This is a genomic window from Streptococcus mitis (genome assembly GCF_026782865.1).
GTDB classification, from domain to species: Bacteria; Bacillota; Bacilli; order Lactobacillales; family Streptococcaceae; genus Streptococcus; species Streptococcus mitis_CG.
Window position 1 is genome coordinate 147,542 of record NZ_JAKUXK010000004.1, and the last position, 15,800, is coordinate 163,341.

Sequence of the window (15,800 nt, forward strand, 5' to 3'; positions counted from 1 at the left end):
AGTTCGAGTACAAAAAAAGAACCTTGCAAAGCAAGATTCTTTTAGTGTCTGACTTAAATAATTGTTCTTCTGGGAACTAAATCGAATTAAGCTTCGATTTCTGTAACCATACCTGAACCAACAGTACGTCCACCCTCACGGATAGAGAATGTAGTACCTTGTTCTACGGCGATTGGGTGGATCAACTCAACGTCGATTGTCACGTTATCACCAGGCATTACCATTTCAGTACCTGCTGGAAGTTCGATTGAACCTGTAACGTCAGTAGTACGGAAGTAGAATTGTGGACGGTAGTTGTTGAAGAATGGAGTGTGACGTCCACCTTCTTCTTTAGTAAGGATGTAGACTTCACCTTTGAATTTAGTATGTGGGTTGATTGAACCTGGTTTAGCAATAACTTGTCCACGTTCAATTTCATCACGTTGAACACCACGAAGAAGGACACCTACGTTATCTCCAGCAAGACCTTCGTCAAGTTGTTTACGGAACATTTCAACACCAGTAACAACTGCTTTTTGAGTTTCTTCTTTGATACCAACGATTTCGATTTCGTCGTTGACTTTAACGATACCACGGTCGATACGTCCTGAAGCAACTGTACCACGTCCAGTGATTGAGAATACGTCTTCGACTGGAAGAAGCAATGGTTTGTCAGTGTCACGTTCTGGTTCTGGGATGTACTCATCAACTGTGTTCATCAATTCCATAACGATATCTTCGTATTTAGAGTCACCTTCAAGGGCTTTAAGAGCTGAACCTTGGATAACTGGAAGATCATCACCTGGGAAGTCGTATTCTGACAATAGGTCACGGATTTCCATTTCAACCAATTCAAGCAATTCTTCGTCGTCAACCAAGTCAACTTTGTTCATGAAGACGATAAGGTGTTTAACACCAACCTGACGTGAAAGAAGGATGTGCTCACGAGTTTGTGGCATTGGTCCGTCAGTTGAAGCTACTACAAGGATAGCTCCGTCCATTTGAGCAGCACCAGTGATCATGTTTTTAACGTAGTCCGCGTGTCCTGGAGCGTCGATGTGAGCGTAGTGACGTTTTTCAGTTTCGTACTCAACGTGCGCAGTGTTGATTGTGATACCGCGTTCGCGTTCTTCTGGAGCAGCATCGATAGACGCATAGTCTTTAGGTTGGTTAACTGATGAAGGCAAGCGACGTGCCAAAACAGTTGTGATAGCTGCAGTTAGGGTAGTTTTACCGTGGTCAACGTGTCCGATAGTACCAATGTTAACGTGTGGTTTACTACGATCGTATTTTTCTTTTGCCATTTGAGTAAAAGCCTCCAATAAAATATATTTTATAGATAGACAGTAGGCAATACAGTCTAACTTTCCTTACTATTTTATCAAATTTCAGCTAAATTGCAAGTGTTTTACAAAGTTTTTGTGAATTATTCTTAATCTACTAATCTAAACGACACTTCTGCTCCTATCACTTAGCTAAACAAAAAGAAAAATCAGGAATTCCTGACTTTTACTTAACTAATTCTCTTTCTCGTTCTTTCATTATTTTATGATTTTCATACAAACGTGATAAGAACTTAGAAATTTCTTTTAAGATAGAATAAGTTGGTACAGCGACAATCATACCAATGACACCATAGATATTGCTTGATAACAAAAGTAATACTAAAATCGTAATTGGATGAACCTTCATTACCCCACCAACGATTCGAGGGTAGAGGATATTTCCATCCACTTGTTGAATGATTAGCATGTAAACAACTGCAATCAGCATTCTATGAGGATCAGTAAAGACATTAGCGATAATCATTGGAATCAAGCCAATACTTGGTCCCACATAAGGAATGAGATTGGCTAACCCTGAAAAGATGGCGAAGACCAAAGCGTATTTTAAACCAATCACGCTATATCCGATAAAGGCCAAACAACCAATAATAATCGCATCAATTGCGACTCCACTAATATAGCGAGCAATTGTCGCATTCAAATTCTTTAATAGGCCTGCAATATGTAGCTTATCTCTCTTTAAAACAGTACGTTCAAGCATCGGTAAAAATTTGTGACCATCTAACAAAAAATAAACCAAAAATACAGGTGTCATGATAATAATTAAAACAGTACTAAAGAGAGCTGATAGGATACTTCCGACACTATTCGTCACACTATTTAGTATATTTTGTAAAATATCTACATAAGAAAGATTTAACTGTTGAATAGTCGCTTGGATATCCAAATTTTGAAAGGCTGGATAAGTAGATAAATCCAAAATCAAATCTTGTAAACGGCTGTAGATAGTCTGGCTAGTCGCAATCAAGCTGGTCAACTGATTGACCAAAATCGGTAGAAGATAGACTACCCCAATAACTAGCCCCCAAACCAAGGCACACAAAGTTAGTAGAATACCAATAATACGATTAATTTTGAAATACTTTTGTAAAAAATTAACAAAGGGATTTGTTAAATAATATAAAAAGCTACCTAGAAGAAAGGGAATCATTATGGTGTTTGCAACACTTACAAAAGGCGTTATAATCCCACCCATCTGTCTCCATAAATAAAAGATGATGGTTAATAATAAAATCTCACTAGTCCAAAAAAATAATTTATTCTTACGAAACATGGGGTACCTCCATTCATCTATTTTACCACACTTTCAAAAAAGCTTCTTTCTTCTATCATGAAACTGGGAATATTTTTTTCTTTATGTTAGAATAAACTTACTATGAAAAAAATAATTTTAACTCTACTAAGCTTATCCGTAATTGGATCAGCTTCTACTGTTGCTGCTCAAGATTTTAATATTGCTGCAAAACATGCCATTGCTGTTGAAGCAAATACTGGGAAAATACTTTATGAAAAAGATGCAACTCAGCCAGTCGAAATCGCTTCAATCACAAAATTAATTACTGTTTATCTCGTCTATGAAGCCTTGGAAAACGGCAGTATTACACTATCAACTCCGGTAGATATTTCTGATTATCCTTACAGATTAACGACAAATTCCGAAGCAAGTAATGTTCCTATGGAAGCTCGTAATTATACCGTCGAACAACTACTAGAAGCAACACTAGTATCTAGTGCTAACAGTGCAGCCATTGCTCTAGCTGAGAAAATTGCTGGCTCAGAAAAAGATTTCGTCGATATGATGCGCGCTAAACTCCTGGAATGGGGAATTCAGGATGCCACTGTTGTCAATACGACAGGTCTTAACAATGAGACTCTAGGGGATAACATTTACCCAGGCTCTAAAAAAGATGATGAAAACAAGCTCAGTGCTTATGATGTTGCTATCGTTGCTCGCAATCTCATCAAAAAGTATCCACAAGTCTTGGAAATCACCAAAAAACCATCTTCTACTTTTGCTGGAATGACAATCACTTCGACTAACTACATGTTAGAAGGCATGCCTGCTCATCGCGGTGGTTTTGACGGACTCAAGACAGGAACAACAGACAAAGCCGGTGAATCTTTTGTGGGTACTACTGTCGAAAAAGGGATGAGGGTTATCACAGTTGTTTTGAATGCAGACCATCAAGACAATAATCCTTACGCTCGTTTTACAGCTACATCTTCACTAATGGATTATATTTCTTCTACATTCACACTTCGCAAAATCGTTCAAAAAGGGGATGCTTACCAAGATAGCAAAACTCCTGTACAAGATGGAAAAGAAGATACGGTCACTGCCGTTGCCAAAGATGATATCTCTTTAATTGAACGTGTTGGAAGTCAATCTTCCCAATCTGTTCAATTCACACCTGATTCTAAAGCAATCCCAGCACCACTTGAAGCCGGAACAGTGGTTGGACATTTGACTTATGAAGACAAGGACTTGATTGGTCAAGGTTACATTACCACAGAACGTCCTAGTTTCGAAATGGTAGCGGAAAAGAAAGTTGAAAAAGCTTTCTTTTTGAAAGTTTGGTGGAATCAGTTTATCCGATTTATCAACGACAAACTATAATATAGTAAACTTATCAAATCTAAAAAATAAATATGATGTCTAAAGAAAAAGAAAGGGAATCTGCATAATACAGAACTCCCTTCTTTTTAATCTCAATTTATCAACATCAAAAATCCCCTAGATTTTAGATTAACACTATCTAAAATCTAGGGGATTGATTATATAAATACTATTTTAGAATCTTGATTCTAGTTCATTTCTTTAAAGGCTGCTTCTGCATCTTCATTACTTATGACACCAAATTGAATCTTTCCAATCTTTCCTTGACTGTCAATTAGGTATTCTGTAGGAATGCTTCGAATTTGATAAGCTTGGAATGTGGTTGCTTTTGTATCATAAAGTACTGGGATGTCCTTATAACCTTGATCTTGGAACCATTGTGGGAATTGCTCAACCGTTTTTTCACCTTGAATGCCCGGTGCAATAACAGTAAGAATTTCAAAATCACGATCTTCTTTTTCAGCTAATTTCATCAACTCAGGCATACTTTTTTTACATGGACCGCACCATGAAGCCCAAAACTTCAAGTAGACTTTTTTCCCCTTAAAATCAGATAACTTAACTTCTTTGCCATCCATTGATTGTAAGGTAAAATCTGGAGCCTCTTTTCCAACAGCAATTTGTTGTACAGTCGTTTGTTGCTGTTGTTTGGGAGAGTGTTCTGGTTCTTGAGTCTGTTTAGTCTCTTTCTCACTACAGGCCATCAATACAACTACTGACAAGAGGCTTAAGCCAGCAAACATTACTTTTTTCATTTGTTCTCCTTTATTCAAAAATTCCAGCTAGAACATTTACTTGTCCTAATAGTAACAAAATTCCCATTAAAATAATAAGGAAACCACCAATTTTCTTTAGTAGCATCATATGACGTTTGATTTTACTAAAATAAGGCATCACTACACCGGAAGCTAGAGCCAAAACCAAGAAAGGAATAGCCATCCCCATAGTGTAAACAAGAGTATAGATAGCTCCTTGCCAGGCACCATTGCCTCCAGAAGCTGCAAGTGCTAAAACAGAACTTAAAACTGGACCAATACAAGGCGTCCAACCAAAGCTGAAGGTAATACCAAGTAAAAAAGCTGACCAATAACGATTAGAATCTGATTTTTTAAAGGTAAAGCTTTTTTGAACCTCTAATTTCTTAAAATGAAAAATTTCCATCTGGTGTAAACCTAAAATGATAATAATCGTCCCCATGGTATAGCGAAACCAATTCGCATAGAGAATATTACCAAGGTAACCAGCACCAAATCCTAAGATAAAGAAAATGAGAGAGATACCTGCAATAAAGCAAAGTGTTCGAATCAAACCTGACCAAGCGACTTTTCTTCCAAAAAGAGAGAAGCTTTTTGCACTTTCCTGATCATCCAATAAAATTCCAGCATAAACTGGTAACAGAGGAAAAATACAGGGGGAAAAAAAGGACAAGACGCCTGCTAAAAAAACGGAGATTGAAAATAATATCGTTTCCAATAAAGAACCAACTTTCTTAATAATTCATATCCTATTGTACTATAAATGTTAAAATTTGTATCAAGTTTGCTACGGTTAGCTGTATATACTATGATGTTAAAAAAAGAAAAAGATTGAAGAAAGTTATCCAAGTCAACTTTTTCTTCAATCTGCCTTTAGTTATTTTAATAAGTCCCTTCTTCACCTTGACTAGTCAAGATAACAGGACCATCTTTAGTAATCACAAATTGGTGTTCATACTGACATGACAATCCACCGTCAATGGTCTTATGCGCCCAGCCAGTTTTCATATCTGTATCAATTTCCCAGTCACCTGTATTGATCATCGGTTCAATAGTCAATACCATTCCTTCACGGAGACGAAGCCCACGACCAGCAATACCATAGTTAGGAACCATTGGTTCTTCATGCATAGTTGGACCAACACCATGACCAACCAAATCACGCACTACACCGTATCCACGACTTTCAGCATATTCTTGAATAGCTGCTCCAATATCACCGATACGATTTCCAACAACAGCTTGCTCAATACCCTTGTACATAGCTTCTTTAGTTACATCCATCAAGTTTTTCACTTCTTCGGACGGTGTACCGACAGCATAAGCCCAACATGAGTCTGCAAGACCACCAGAATAGCTCTGAGTGTATTTCTTCATTTGTTCCACATTGTTGAAGTTTAATTTTGAGACATTCAGGTCAGATTTAGCAATTGGACCTCCCAAAACCATATCAACTTTGAGCAAATCACCATCTTTCAAGATATAGTGACGAGGGAAAGCATGAGCTACTTCATCATTAAGAGAGCAACAGGTAGCATAAGGATAGTCCATCATTGCACCGTCAACTCCAATCTGAAGCGGAAGGAAATTTTCTTCCTTACAACGACGGCGAACGTATTCTTCAACTTCCCACATATCTACGCCAGGCTTAATCAAATCACGCAAGCCAATATGGATACTTGCTAAAAAATCACCGGCCTTATCCATAGCTTCGATTTCACGAGCTGATTTTAATGTTATCATTTTTTCTCCTAGTTTCTAATTAATTTTAACGGTTACATTTGCCTTTGAAACAATCTGATGACCATGATAAATATCGTAGTCAATAATAGCTGACCGTCTCGTATGATGGATAATGCGTGCTTGAATTCGCAATATATCATCTATCTGAACAGCCTGCAAAAAGTAGATTAGCATCTGCTCAATAATGAGATTTCGACCACTATTAACAACTAAATCTTGTGTCATATGAGTCAGTATCTCCGCCAATACACCATTAGCCAAAACACCATTTTTCTCTAGCATAAAGGGTTCCACTGTAATGACTACTTCATCATGGTGGTAAGAAAGTTTTTGACCAATTTGCTCAGAAAAAGTAGGTAGAGCAGAAACTTGGGAACGACTCATCTTCTCCATGACATCTCGTCGTGTCACAACTCCAAGCAAGGTTTGATTATTTCGAACAACCGGTACCATTTCAAAGTCTTCAGCAATCATACGTTGACTCACATTAGCAATATTTGTCGATAATCCAACTAAAAATAGACTACGAGACATGACCTTATCAATTGTAGTACTTGGTGACTTATCACCCGCATCTCTCATAGTAACAACCCCAACAACGACCTGATGTTGATTGATAACAGGAAAACGGCTGCTACGATTCTTACGTACCAAGTCCAAATAATCTTTAACTGTATCTGTCTCTCTCAGAAAACCATACTCATGACTCGGGCGATAGAGTTTCTCAACTGTCAGAATATCAGTCTTGATTTGGACATTTGACAAGGCTTTATTGATCATGGTCGCGACAGTGAAAGTATCATGCTTGCTTCTCAGAACAGGAATCCCTTTTTGATTAGCCAGTTTTAGCACATCATCATGGACCTGAAATCCACCTGTAACTAGAACTGCATTTTCATTTTCCAAGGCTAACAACTGAATACGGGTTCGGTCTCCGACAATCAAGAGTCCCCCATCATGAAGATAAGATAAGATATTTTGCTCAGTCATGGCACCGATTGAAAACTTACTAAATTCTCTCTCTAAACCTTCTTGCCCAGCCAGAATCTCAGAAGAAGTCACTTCTGCAATTTCTGCAAATGTTAATCTTTCGATAGCAACTTTCTGAGATTTAACACGGATAGTACCACTTCTTGGACGAGTCTCTACAATTCCACGATTTTCAGCTTCTTTAATGGCCCGATAAGCCGTTCCATCACTGACTCCCAGATGATTCGAAATACTACGAACACTGACCCTTTTACCAACGGGTAATTCTTCCAAATAGCTTAGAATTTCTTGGTGTTTACTCATTAATTTCTCCCTTTACAAAGCGAAACTCAAGATAATCACGCATTTTCTTTGTATAGCGATCACTTCCTTTAAACTGACGAATCAATCGAAATCCAGACTTGAGAGCAACCCGTTGGCTAGCTTCATTTTCAAGGTGGGTAATGATAGATAATTGCTTTAAACCAAATTCCTCAAAAGAAAGTTGGCAAAGTTTTCTTACAACTTCTGTCATAAAACCTTGACACCATATATCTTTTCTCAAAAAATAACCAAGTTCTGCTTCTTTTTTAATTTCATCTAGCTTCTCAAACTTAATTGAACCAATCATTTTTTCAGTTTTCTTATCACAAATAGCCCATACCCCTAAAGGAGCCTTCATAAAATAATTGGCCAGTGCATATTGACTATCTTCCAGACTAGCTTGACTTGGAAAAATGAATTGTAAATTTTCTGGATTTGAAGCTATATCATGGAAGTCCTTACTATCACTAAAAAAGAAAGGACGCAAATACAAGCGATCCGTTTCAAAAAAAGAAAACATTGCTAATTTGGTCCAAATATTCATAAACACCTCTACGGTTTATTCTTCAACTAATGAAATATCTGCCCCTAGATTACGTAGTTTTTCAATAGTATCCGAATAACCACGTAAGATGAACTCAATATTTGTTATTTCAGTTTTACCTTCAGCCATCAGTCCAGCAATGACAAGTGCGGCCCCAGCTCTAAGATCAGTAGCTTTAACACTTGCCCCACGCAAACCACGTCCACCAGTATATAAAATATGGTCGTTTGTAGTCGTAATATCTGCGTTCATCTTTGCTAGCTCAAAAACATGGTTTACACGTTTCTCATAAATTGTATCAATAATAGTTCCACGCCCCTCTGCTGTTAACAAGAGAGGAGTAATTGGTTGTTGTAAGTCAGTAGCAAAACCAGGATAAGGTGCTGTCTTAATATTGATTGCTTTCAAATTAGACTGTTCTTCGACAAAAATACTGTCCTCCGATACAGTCATTCGAACTCCCATTTCTTCCAACTTAGCGATGAATCCTTCTAAGTGTTCGTATAATACATTGTTGATACGAATTCCCTTACCGACTGCAGCAGCTAAGGAAATATATGTTCCTGCTTCAATACGGTCTGGAATCACCTGATGACGCGTTCCATGTAATCTGTCAACACCATCAATAATGATAATATTGGTTCCAGCACCACGGATATGAGCACCCATATTATTTAAGAGAGTTGCAACATCAATAATCTCAGGTTCTCGGGCTGCATTTTCAATAATAGTACGGCCATTTGCTTTAACCGCAGCAATCATTGTATTAATCGTCGCACCGACACTAACCGTATCCATGTAAATACTTGCGCCGTGAAGTCCTGTTTCTTTAGCAGATAACTTCATGTTATCTCCCTCGTAGCTAACAGTTGCTCCCATAGCTTCAAAAGCCTTAAGGTGTAAGTCAATAGGGCGAGGTCCCAAATCACATCCACCAGGTAAACCAACAGTAGCTTCCCCAAAGCGACCTAAAAGACTTCCATAAAAATAATAAGATGCACGAAGACTATTGATTTTCCCATAAGGCATTGGAATATTCTGAACACCTCTTGGATCAATCTCTAACACATCATCATATCTCTTAACAGTAGCACCCATTAATTCCATAATTTCGACAAGACTAGCAACATCGGAAATATCTGGAACACAATCCAAAGTCACAACATCATCTGCCAAGATAATAGCTGGAATCAAAGCTACAACACTATTTTTTGCACCACTAATGGTAATCTCACCTTGCAAGGGCAATCCACCATTGATAACAATTTTTCTCATTTTAAATTTTTAATACTCTTTCAAAATTTCTAAAAAGGTCCTACATTAAAGTATATCATAAATTCACCCTTTTTTCCATCATTTTCAATTATATTAGCTGAATCGGATTTATTAGCAAATGAACTGTCTTGAAATGTTTTGCCCCTTTTTTGCCCCTAATACAAAAAAAGACCTATCATATCAAGCTATAAAGCTTGATATGATAGGCTTTTTAATGTTAGATTAACGTACTGTACGGATACGCATTGTGTTTGTACGAACAGCTTCTCCAACTGGTACACCAGCTACGATAACGATATCGTCACCTGATTGTACAAGACCTGCTTCAACTGCTTTACGTTCAGCGATTTCGAACATATCATCAGTTGAAGATGGAGCATCTGTCAACATTGGGATAACACCCCAGTTCAACATCAATCCACGTTCTGTCAATTCGTCGAATGTCAATGCCAAGATATCAGCATTTGGACGGTATTTAGAGATCAAACGTGCAGTGTGTCCAGTCTTAGTAAGTGTTACAACCAATTTAATGTCCATTGAGTTAGTAGCATCTTTAACAGCTGAAGCCATTACTTCTGTCTTAGAGTTACGTTCGAATGAATCTGAGTTCAAACGACCGTATTCGTTAAGAAGAGTTTGAGCGTTCTTGTCAATTGTAGCCATTGTAGTTACTGACTCAAGTGGATATTTACCATTTGCAGACTCACCTGAAAGCATTGTAGCGTCAGTTCCATCGATAACAGCGTTGAAAACGTCTGATACTTCTGAACGAGTTGCACGAGGTTTTTCAGTCATTGTTTCAAGCATGTTTGTTGCAGTGATAACAACTTTACCAGCAGCATTGACTTTCTTGATGATCATTTTTTGGTAAACTGGAACCATTTCGTACGGTACTTCGATACCCATGTCACCACGAGCAATCATGATACCATCAGCAGCTTCGATGATTTCATCCAAGTTGTCGATACCTTGTTGGTTTTCAATTTTAGCAAACAATTGAACGTGTCCGTTTCCAGTCTCTTTACAGATTGCACGAACTTCTTCAACGTCTTTTGCAGTACGTACAAATGAAATCGCAATAAAGTTGATACCTTGTTCAAGACCAAAGCGGATGTCATCATTATCACGTTCAGCAAGAGCTGGGAAAGGAATTTTAGTGTTAGGGATATTAACACCTTTTTGTTTAGCGATTACACCGTCATTTTCAACTTCAACTTCAAATTCACGAGTCGCATCATCTTTAGCAACTACACGAAGACCAAGTTTACCATCGTCAATTAATACTTGACGTCCAACTTCAACATCGTCATAGATATCAAGTGAACCAGCGACGTTCAATGCAATTACTTCACGAGTTGATTGAATTCCTTGTTTAGTTGCAACACGAATTTTTTCACCAGTTGTGTAAGAGTATTCTTTTGCATCTCCTTCGAACAATTCTGTACGGATTTCTGGTCCTTTAGTATCAAGAAGGAAACCAACTTTTTTACCTGCAAGTTTTTCAGCAAGTTTAACAGTTGCCATACGGTCACCTTGTTCTTGGTGGTCACCGTGTGAGAAGTTGAAACGGAATGTATTAGCACCAGCTTCAATCAATTTAGCAATGTTTTTAGCTGAAGCTTCAACATCCAGTTTTCCACTCCAGTATCCATCTTCACCATATTTTTTACCACCACGGATTTCAACCGCAGGACCCAAAGTTGCAACGATTTTTACACGTTTGTTCATGATTTTGTGACTCCTTTATATAAATGACCTTTTTGGTCTTATTAACTAATTTTTTAATTATGACAAGTTCTTATTCAAGTTAGATAGCTCAAGGTCTGCTTTATGAGGATTGTTAACCACAATCTTACCATCTGCAGTGAGGCTAAACAATGCTCCCTCTTCTGCTGTACCAAGAATTGGATTTTCAACCATTTTCTCATTACGGATACCAACCGCAACACCACCGATACCTTCTTTAAGAAGTTTAACAGCATGCGCACCCATACGTGACGCCAATACACGATCACGCGCAGTTGGAGAACCACCACGTTGAATATGTCCAAGTTCTGTTACACGAAGATCACTTGTATCGCCAGCTTCTTTCAGTTTTTGACCAAATTCAGCTGCTGACATCACACCTTCTGCCAAGACGATGATATTGTGTTTTTTACCACACTCATAACCACATTTAATGCTCTCTACGATATCTTCAATCTTGAATCCTTCTTCAGGAATGATGATTTCATCAGCACCTGTTGCAATACCAGCCCAAAGAGCGATATCACCAGCGTTACGTCCCATAACTTCGATAACAAAAGTACGACGGTGACTTGATGATGTATCACGAATCTTATCGATAGCATCCATAGCAGTTGTAACCGCTGTGTCAAAACCGATTGTGAAGTCAGTACCAACGATATCGTTATCGATTGTACCTGGAAGACCGATAGCCGGGAAGCCATGTTCAGTCAAACGCATAGCACCGTGGTAAGATCCGTCACCACCGATAACAACTACACCTTCAATCCCGTGTTTTTTCAATTGCTCAATTCCTTTAAGTTGCCCTTCAAGTTGAGCGAACTCTGGGTAACGAGCAGAGTGAAGGAAAGTACCACCACGAGAAATGATGTCTCCTACTGAAGCAGCATCTAGGGGATGAATTTCACCAGCAACCATTCCAGCATATCCATCATAGATACCAAAAACTTCCATTCCTTCTGAAATTGCTTGACGAACAACTGCGCGGATGGCAGCGTTCATACCAGGGGCGTCTCCACCACTAGTCAAAACAGCAATACGTTTCATTTAGTTTATGCTCCTTTTTCTTTTAACATTCCTACTGATTATATCACATTTAAATGGAAAATTCTTCTATTTTCCGTAATTTTAGTGATAAATCGTTTTCATAGCAATTTTATCCAATTTCGCTTCTAATTCATTGGATTTAGTCACAAAATATTGGGAAGAAACAATTGTTTTCTGTTCCTCTTCATACCTGATGATGACTGGGATTGAGCCTTTATACTGGTCTAGGATATTTGAAATTTCTTTATCATATTCATGATTTTTAACCTGAATCCAGAATCGTTCAGCCACTGCTTCTTTCAAATCTTGTGCAATCATTTGCAGACGGTCATCTCTTGATTGAATCTTACCATTGATGTAGTAGAATTTCCCTTCAGATAGGAGAGAGGCAAATTTTCGATACTGGTCTGAAAATACTGTAACATCCATCCGAGACTTACTGTCGTGAACCTGTAGAAAGGCCATATTCTCGCCTTTTTTAGTTCGAATAACTTTTATTTTTTGTACTTCAACTAGAAGAGTTGCATTTGCTCCCTCAATAAGATTAGCAATTGGGGTTGTCGGATATAGGGCTTGTTTAGCGAGAGTTTGTAGAGGATGGGCACTGATACCTACCCCAATCAGTTCTTGTTCCTTGTAAAACTTCTCTGCCTCTGTGAAATCATCAGACTCAGTCCAACTATAATTTGTATCTGCAAAGAGCCCACCCAACTCCTCAACGAAAACAAATAAGTTAGGTAGGTTCACTAAAATCTTCTGACGATTTTTGTCAAATTCATCAAAGAGCCCCAATTCAACTAAAGGCGTCAAAAGTGAGAGTTTCTTGTAATTCTTAGGAAGACGCGTGACGAAATCTTCAATACTTGAGAAATGACGGTTTTCAATAATCCAATAAGAAAAATCTCTTGGCATCCCCTTAATCGCTTTCAAACCTAGGTAAATTTTCTTTTGAACAATCTTATCATGATAGGGAATACTATTAATCGCTAAAGGTGCCACTTCAAATCCCATCTGCAATGCATCTACAATATAATCACTACTTGAATAATTCAACATGACTTGAAAGAAAATAGCAGGATAGTGCGTCTTGAAATAAGCAAGTTGGAATGCCAGTGCTGAGTAAGCATAGGCGTGGGATCTATTAAATCCATAACCTGCAAACTTTTCCATCACTGTAAAAACTTGGTTAGCTTTCTCTTTTGAATGACCGAGTTTAACTGCACCAGTGATAAAATCTTCCTTCATCAAATGCATCTCTTTAGCATTTTTCTTACCCATGGCACGTCTAAGAATGTCGGCTTTACCAAGACTGAATCCTCCAAAGCGCTGAGCTACCTGCATAACTTGCTCTTGATAGAGCATGATACCGTAAGTTGATGACAGGATGTCCTCCAAGGAAGGATCTAGCACCGTCACTTTTTCTTTGCCATTCTTGCGAGCCACAAAATTATCGATATAATCACTAGCACCTGGTCTGTTAAGAGATGTTGTTGCCACCACTTCTTCGAAGACTTGTGGTTTGACCCGTTTCAAGAGTCGAATGGCTCCAGATTGTTCAAATTGGAAAATCCCTTTCGTATTTCCAGCTGCAAAGAGAGCCAAGGTTTCTTTATCTTCCAGATCAATCTCTTCGATTTTGAGATGAACACCCTCTGACTCCGCAAGTAATTCTTGCATTTTTTGTACGAAAGTCAGGTTACGTAAACCAAGAAAATCCATTTTTAGAAGTCCATTAGCTTCAACACCATGAGCATCATACTGGGTGATGAGCATATCCTCACCATATTTTAGAGGAATATAGTCTGTCAAGTCTTGGTCACTCATAACGACTCCTGCCGCATGGATAGAGGTCTGACGAGGATAACCTTCAATCTTTCGAGCAATATCAAAAGCTTTTTGGTACTCAATCTTACTATTTATGACCTGTCTAAATTGCAAATTCTTTTCATAGGCCGTCGTTAGCGTATCTCGAAAACTGATTTTTTTCGTAATATTTGTTAATTCGTACTCTGGAACACCATAGCGTTTGAAAACATCACGAATTGCCTGTTTTGCTCCAAAGGTCGAATAAGTGACAATCTGCGCCACGTGTTGACTGCCATACCGATCACGAACATAACGAATGAACTCTGGTCTATAAAGGTCTGGAATGTCAATATCAATATCAGGCATGGTATACCGTTCACGATTAAGGAAACGTTCAAAAATCAGATTTTTCTCTACTGGGTCAATCCCTGTGATATCAAGTGAGTAGGCGACCAAACTACCCACAGCAGAACCACGCCCCATTCCCATATAGTAGCCTTGGGAACGTCCAAAACGTAGCAAATCCCAAACTACAAGAAAATAGTCGTCAAATCCCATATCATGAATCACAGCTAATTCCTCATTCAGTCGCTCATGATAGATAGCTGAGGTTAGTCCCTTGGCTATCAGTCCCTGCTCAGCCCTCTCTCTAAGTTCTTCTACTGCAGGTCTTTCAGGGTTAAAACGAGGGAGTTTTAAACTTGGATCAAGTTGGTAGCTAACATTTCCTATCAAACCTTGGAGATTGGCAAGCGCCTGAGGAAAGCGATTTTTAAATATTCCTTCTAATTTTGAGGCTGGTAGAAAGAACCCTGGTTGTGAATGCACATCCACTTCTCTCAGACTGATATTATCTTTGACTGCCGACAAGATTTGCAAAACCTGTATGTCTTCTTTCTCAAAAGAGTTGACCTGATACAGTGGAAGAATAGGTTTGGTAAAGACTTCTTGGTGAGTATCGGGACTAACTCCAATAAAATAATCATGACCTAAATCCAGCTGATCGATTCCATCAAAATAAGAAACAATAACAGCAACATCCTCAAGGTGACTGGTAAAGTCAGACCAATTTTTTCGTCCCGTCATTTTTAAAGTGGATAACTTCATCAACTCTTGGTAACCCTTAGTAGATAGAGCTAGAAAACGAAAAGAGATCTCCTTCTCGTCTATAATCAAGGTCATTTCAAGACCAATTAGAGGTTGGATTCCATATTTTCGAGTCACTTCTAAAAAATGATAGGCTCCATAGAGATTATCCACATCCATAATAGCAAGGTGAGAATAACCATAGTTTTTAGCTATTTGTACATATTTTTCAATCGAAACTACACTTCCCATAAAACTATAAACTGTTTTGGTGTCAAGTTGTGCAATCATGAACTCACCTCTCCTATTTTGATATATTTCTATTATACCATTTTACACCCCATATTTCTTAATCAGTCCATTAAGTACAAACTGATTATCCTTATCCAATTCTAAACAGTAGTATAAAACAGATTCTGCAAAAATTAACCTATTTTTATATTATTATGTTTTAAATAAAAATTCAAAACATTTTTATACCATATAAAGAATAATAAGACAAACATATATATTCTTTTGTTCTTTGTAAATCTTTAAACATGACTATATTTTATATTTTATTT

12 protein-coding genes are annotated in these 15,800 nt (G+C 38.0%); 1 reads left to right on the top strand and 11 read right to left on the bottom strand.

What is annotated here, in order from left to right; all coding sequences use genetic code 11:
- Positions 1 to 86: 86 nt before the first annotated feature.
- On the bottom strand, positions 87 to 1,283 hold the full coding sequence (tuf, locus tag MK482_RS02865) for an elongation factor Tu (protein ID WP_001040724.1): 1,197 nt from the start codon (positions 1,281 to 1,283) through the stop codon (positions 87 to 89).
- Between the two features lie 205 nt (positions 1,284 to 1,488).
- Entirely contained in the window at positions 1,489 to 2,598 is a 1,110-nt protein-coding gene (locus tag MK482_RS02870; protein ID WP_124787929.1) for an AI-2E family transporter, read from the bottom strand.
- A gap of 102 nt (positions 2,599 to 2,700) precedes the next feature.
- Here MK482_RS02870 and pbp3 point away from each other — a divergent pair, with 102 nt between their 5' ends.
- Positions 2,701 to 3,942, top strand: coding sequence for a D-alanyl-D-alanine carboxypeptidase PBP3 (gene pbp3, locus MK482_RS02875; protein ID WP_124787930.1), 1,242 nt, complete (start codon positions 2,701 to 2,703; stop codon positions 3,940 to 3,942).
- A 188-nt stretch (positions 3,943 to 4,130) separates the two neighbouring features.
- Here the strand turns inward: pbp3 and sdbB are convergent, their stop codons facing one another.
- The 9 genes from sdbB to MK482_RS02920 all read right to left on the bottom strand — a co-directional run bounded on the left by sdbB (position 4,131) and on the right by MK482_RS02920 (position 15,528).
- The gene (gene sdbB / locus MK482_RS02880) at positions 4,131 to 4,697 is read right to left on the bottom strand and encodes a thiol-disulfide oxidoreductase-associated lipoprotein SdbB (protein WP_124787931.1); all 567 of its coding nucleotides are present in this window, start codon (positions 4,695 to 4,697) and stop codon (positions 4,131 to 4,133) included.
- A 10-nt stretch (positions 4,698 to 4,707) separates the two neighbouring features.
- Positions 4,708 to 5,415 (bottom strand): thiol-disulfide oxidoreductase-associated membrane protein CcdA2, encoded by a 708-nt coding sequence (gene ccdA2 / locus MK482_RS02885; RefSeq protein WP_124787932.1) that lies wholly within the window; start codon positions 5,413 to 5,415, stop codon positions 4,708 to 4,710.
- Between the two features lie 164 nt (positions 5,416 to 5,579).
- Complete coding sequence (locus MK482_RS02890; RefSeq protein WP_000631543.1) at positions 5,580 to 6,440, bottom strand: methionyl aminopeptidase; 861 nt, start codon at positions 6,438 to 6,440, stop codon at positions 5,580 to 5,582.
- Positions 6,441 to 6,455: 15 nt separating this feature from the next.
- On the bottom strand, positions 6,456 to 7,733 hold the full coding sequence (gene spxR / locus MK482_RS02895; protein ID WP_125415820.1) for a CBS-HotDog domain-containing transcription factor SpxR: 1,278 nt from the start codon (positions 7,731 to 7,733) through the stop codon (positions 6,456 to 6,458).
- Positions 7,726 to 8,277 carry a GNAT family N-acetyltransferase gene (locus MK482_RS02900; protein WP_125452149.1) on the bottom strand — a complete coding sequence of 184 codons (552 nt, stop codon included), beginning with the start codon at positions 8,275 to 8,277 and terminating at the stop codon, positions 7,726 to 7,728. Before MK482_RS02900 ends, spxR begins: the two co-directional genes overlap by 8 nt.
- Before the next feature lie 15 nt (positions 8,278 to 8,292).
- Positions 8,293 to 9,552 carry a UDP-N-acetylglucosamine 1-carboxyvinyltransferase gene (locus MK482_RS02905; RefSeq protein WP_268717928.1) on the bottom strand — a complete coding sequence of 420 codons (1,260 nt, stop codon included), beginning with the start codon at positions 9,550 to 9,552 and terminating at the stop codon, positions 8,293 to 8,295.
- Between the two features lie 222 nt (positions 9,553 to 9,774).
- A complete protein-coding gene (gene pyk, locus MK482_RS02910) occupies positions 9,775 to 11,280 on the bottom strand; it encodes a pyruvate kinase (RefSeq protein ID WP_124787934.1) in 1,506 nt (501 codons plus the stop codon).
- A 57-nt stretch (positions 11,281 to 11,337) separates the two neighbouring features.
- Positions 11,338 to 12,345 carry a 6-phosphofructokinase gene (gene pfkA, locus MK482_RS02915; protein ID WP_124787935.1) on the bottom strand — a complete coding sequence of 336 codons (1,008 nt, stop codon included), beginning with the start codon at positions 12,343 to 12,345 and terminating at the stop codon, positions 11,338 to 11,340.
- 81 nt (positions 12,346 to 12,426) lie between these two features.
- On the bottom strand, positions 12,427 to 15,528 hold the full coding sequence (locus MK482_RS02920) for a DNA polymerase III subunit alpha (RefSeq protein WP_268717929.1): 3,102 nt from the start codon (positions 15,526 to 15,528) through the stop codon (positions 12,427 to 12,429).
- Positions 15,529 to 15,800 lie beyond the last annotated feature (272 nt).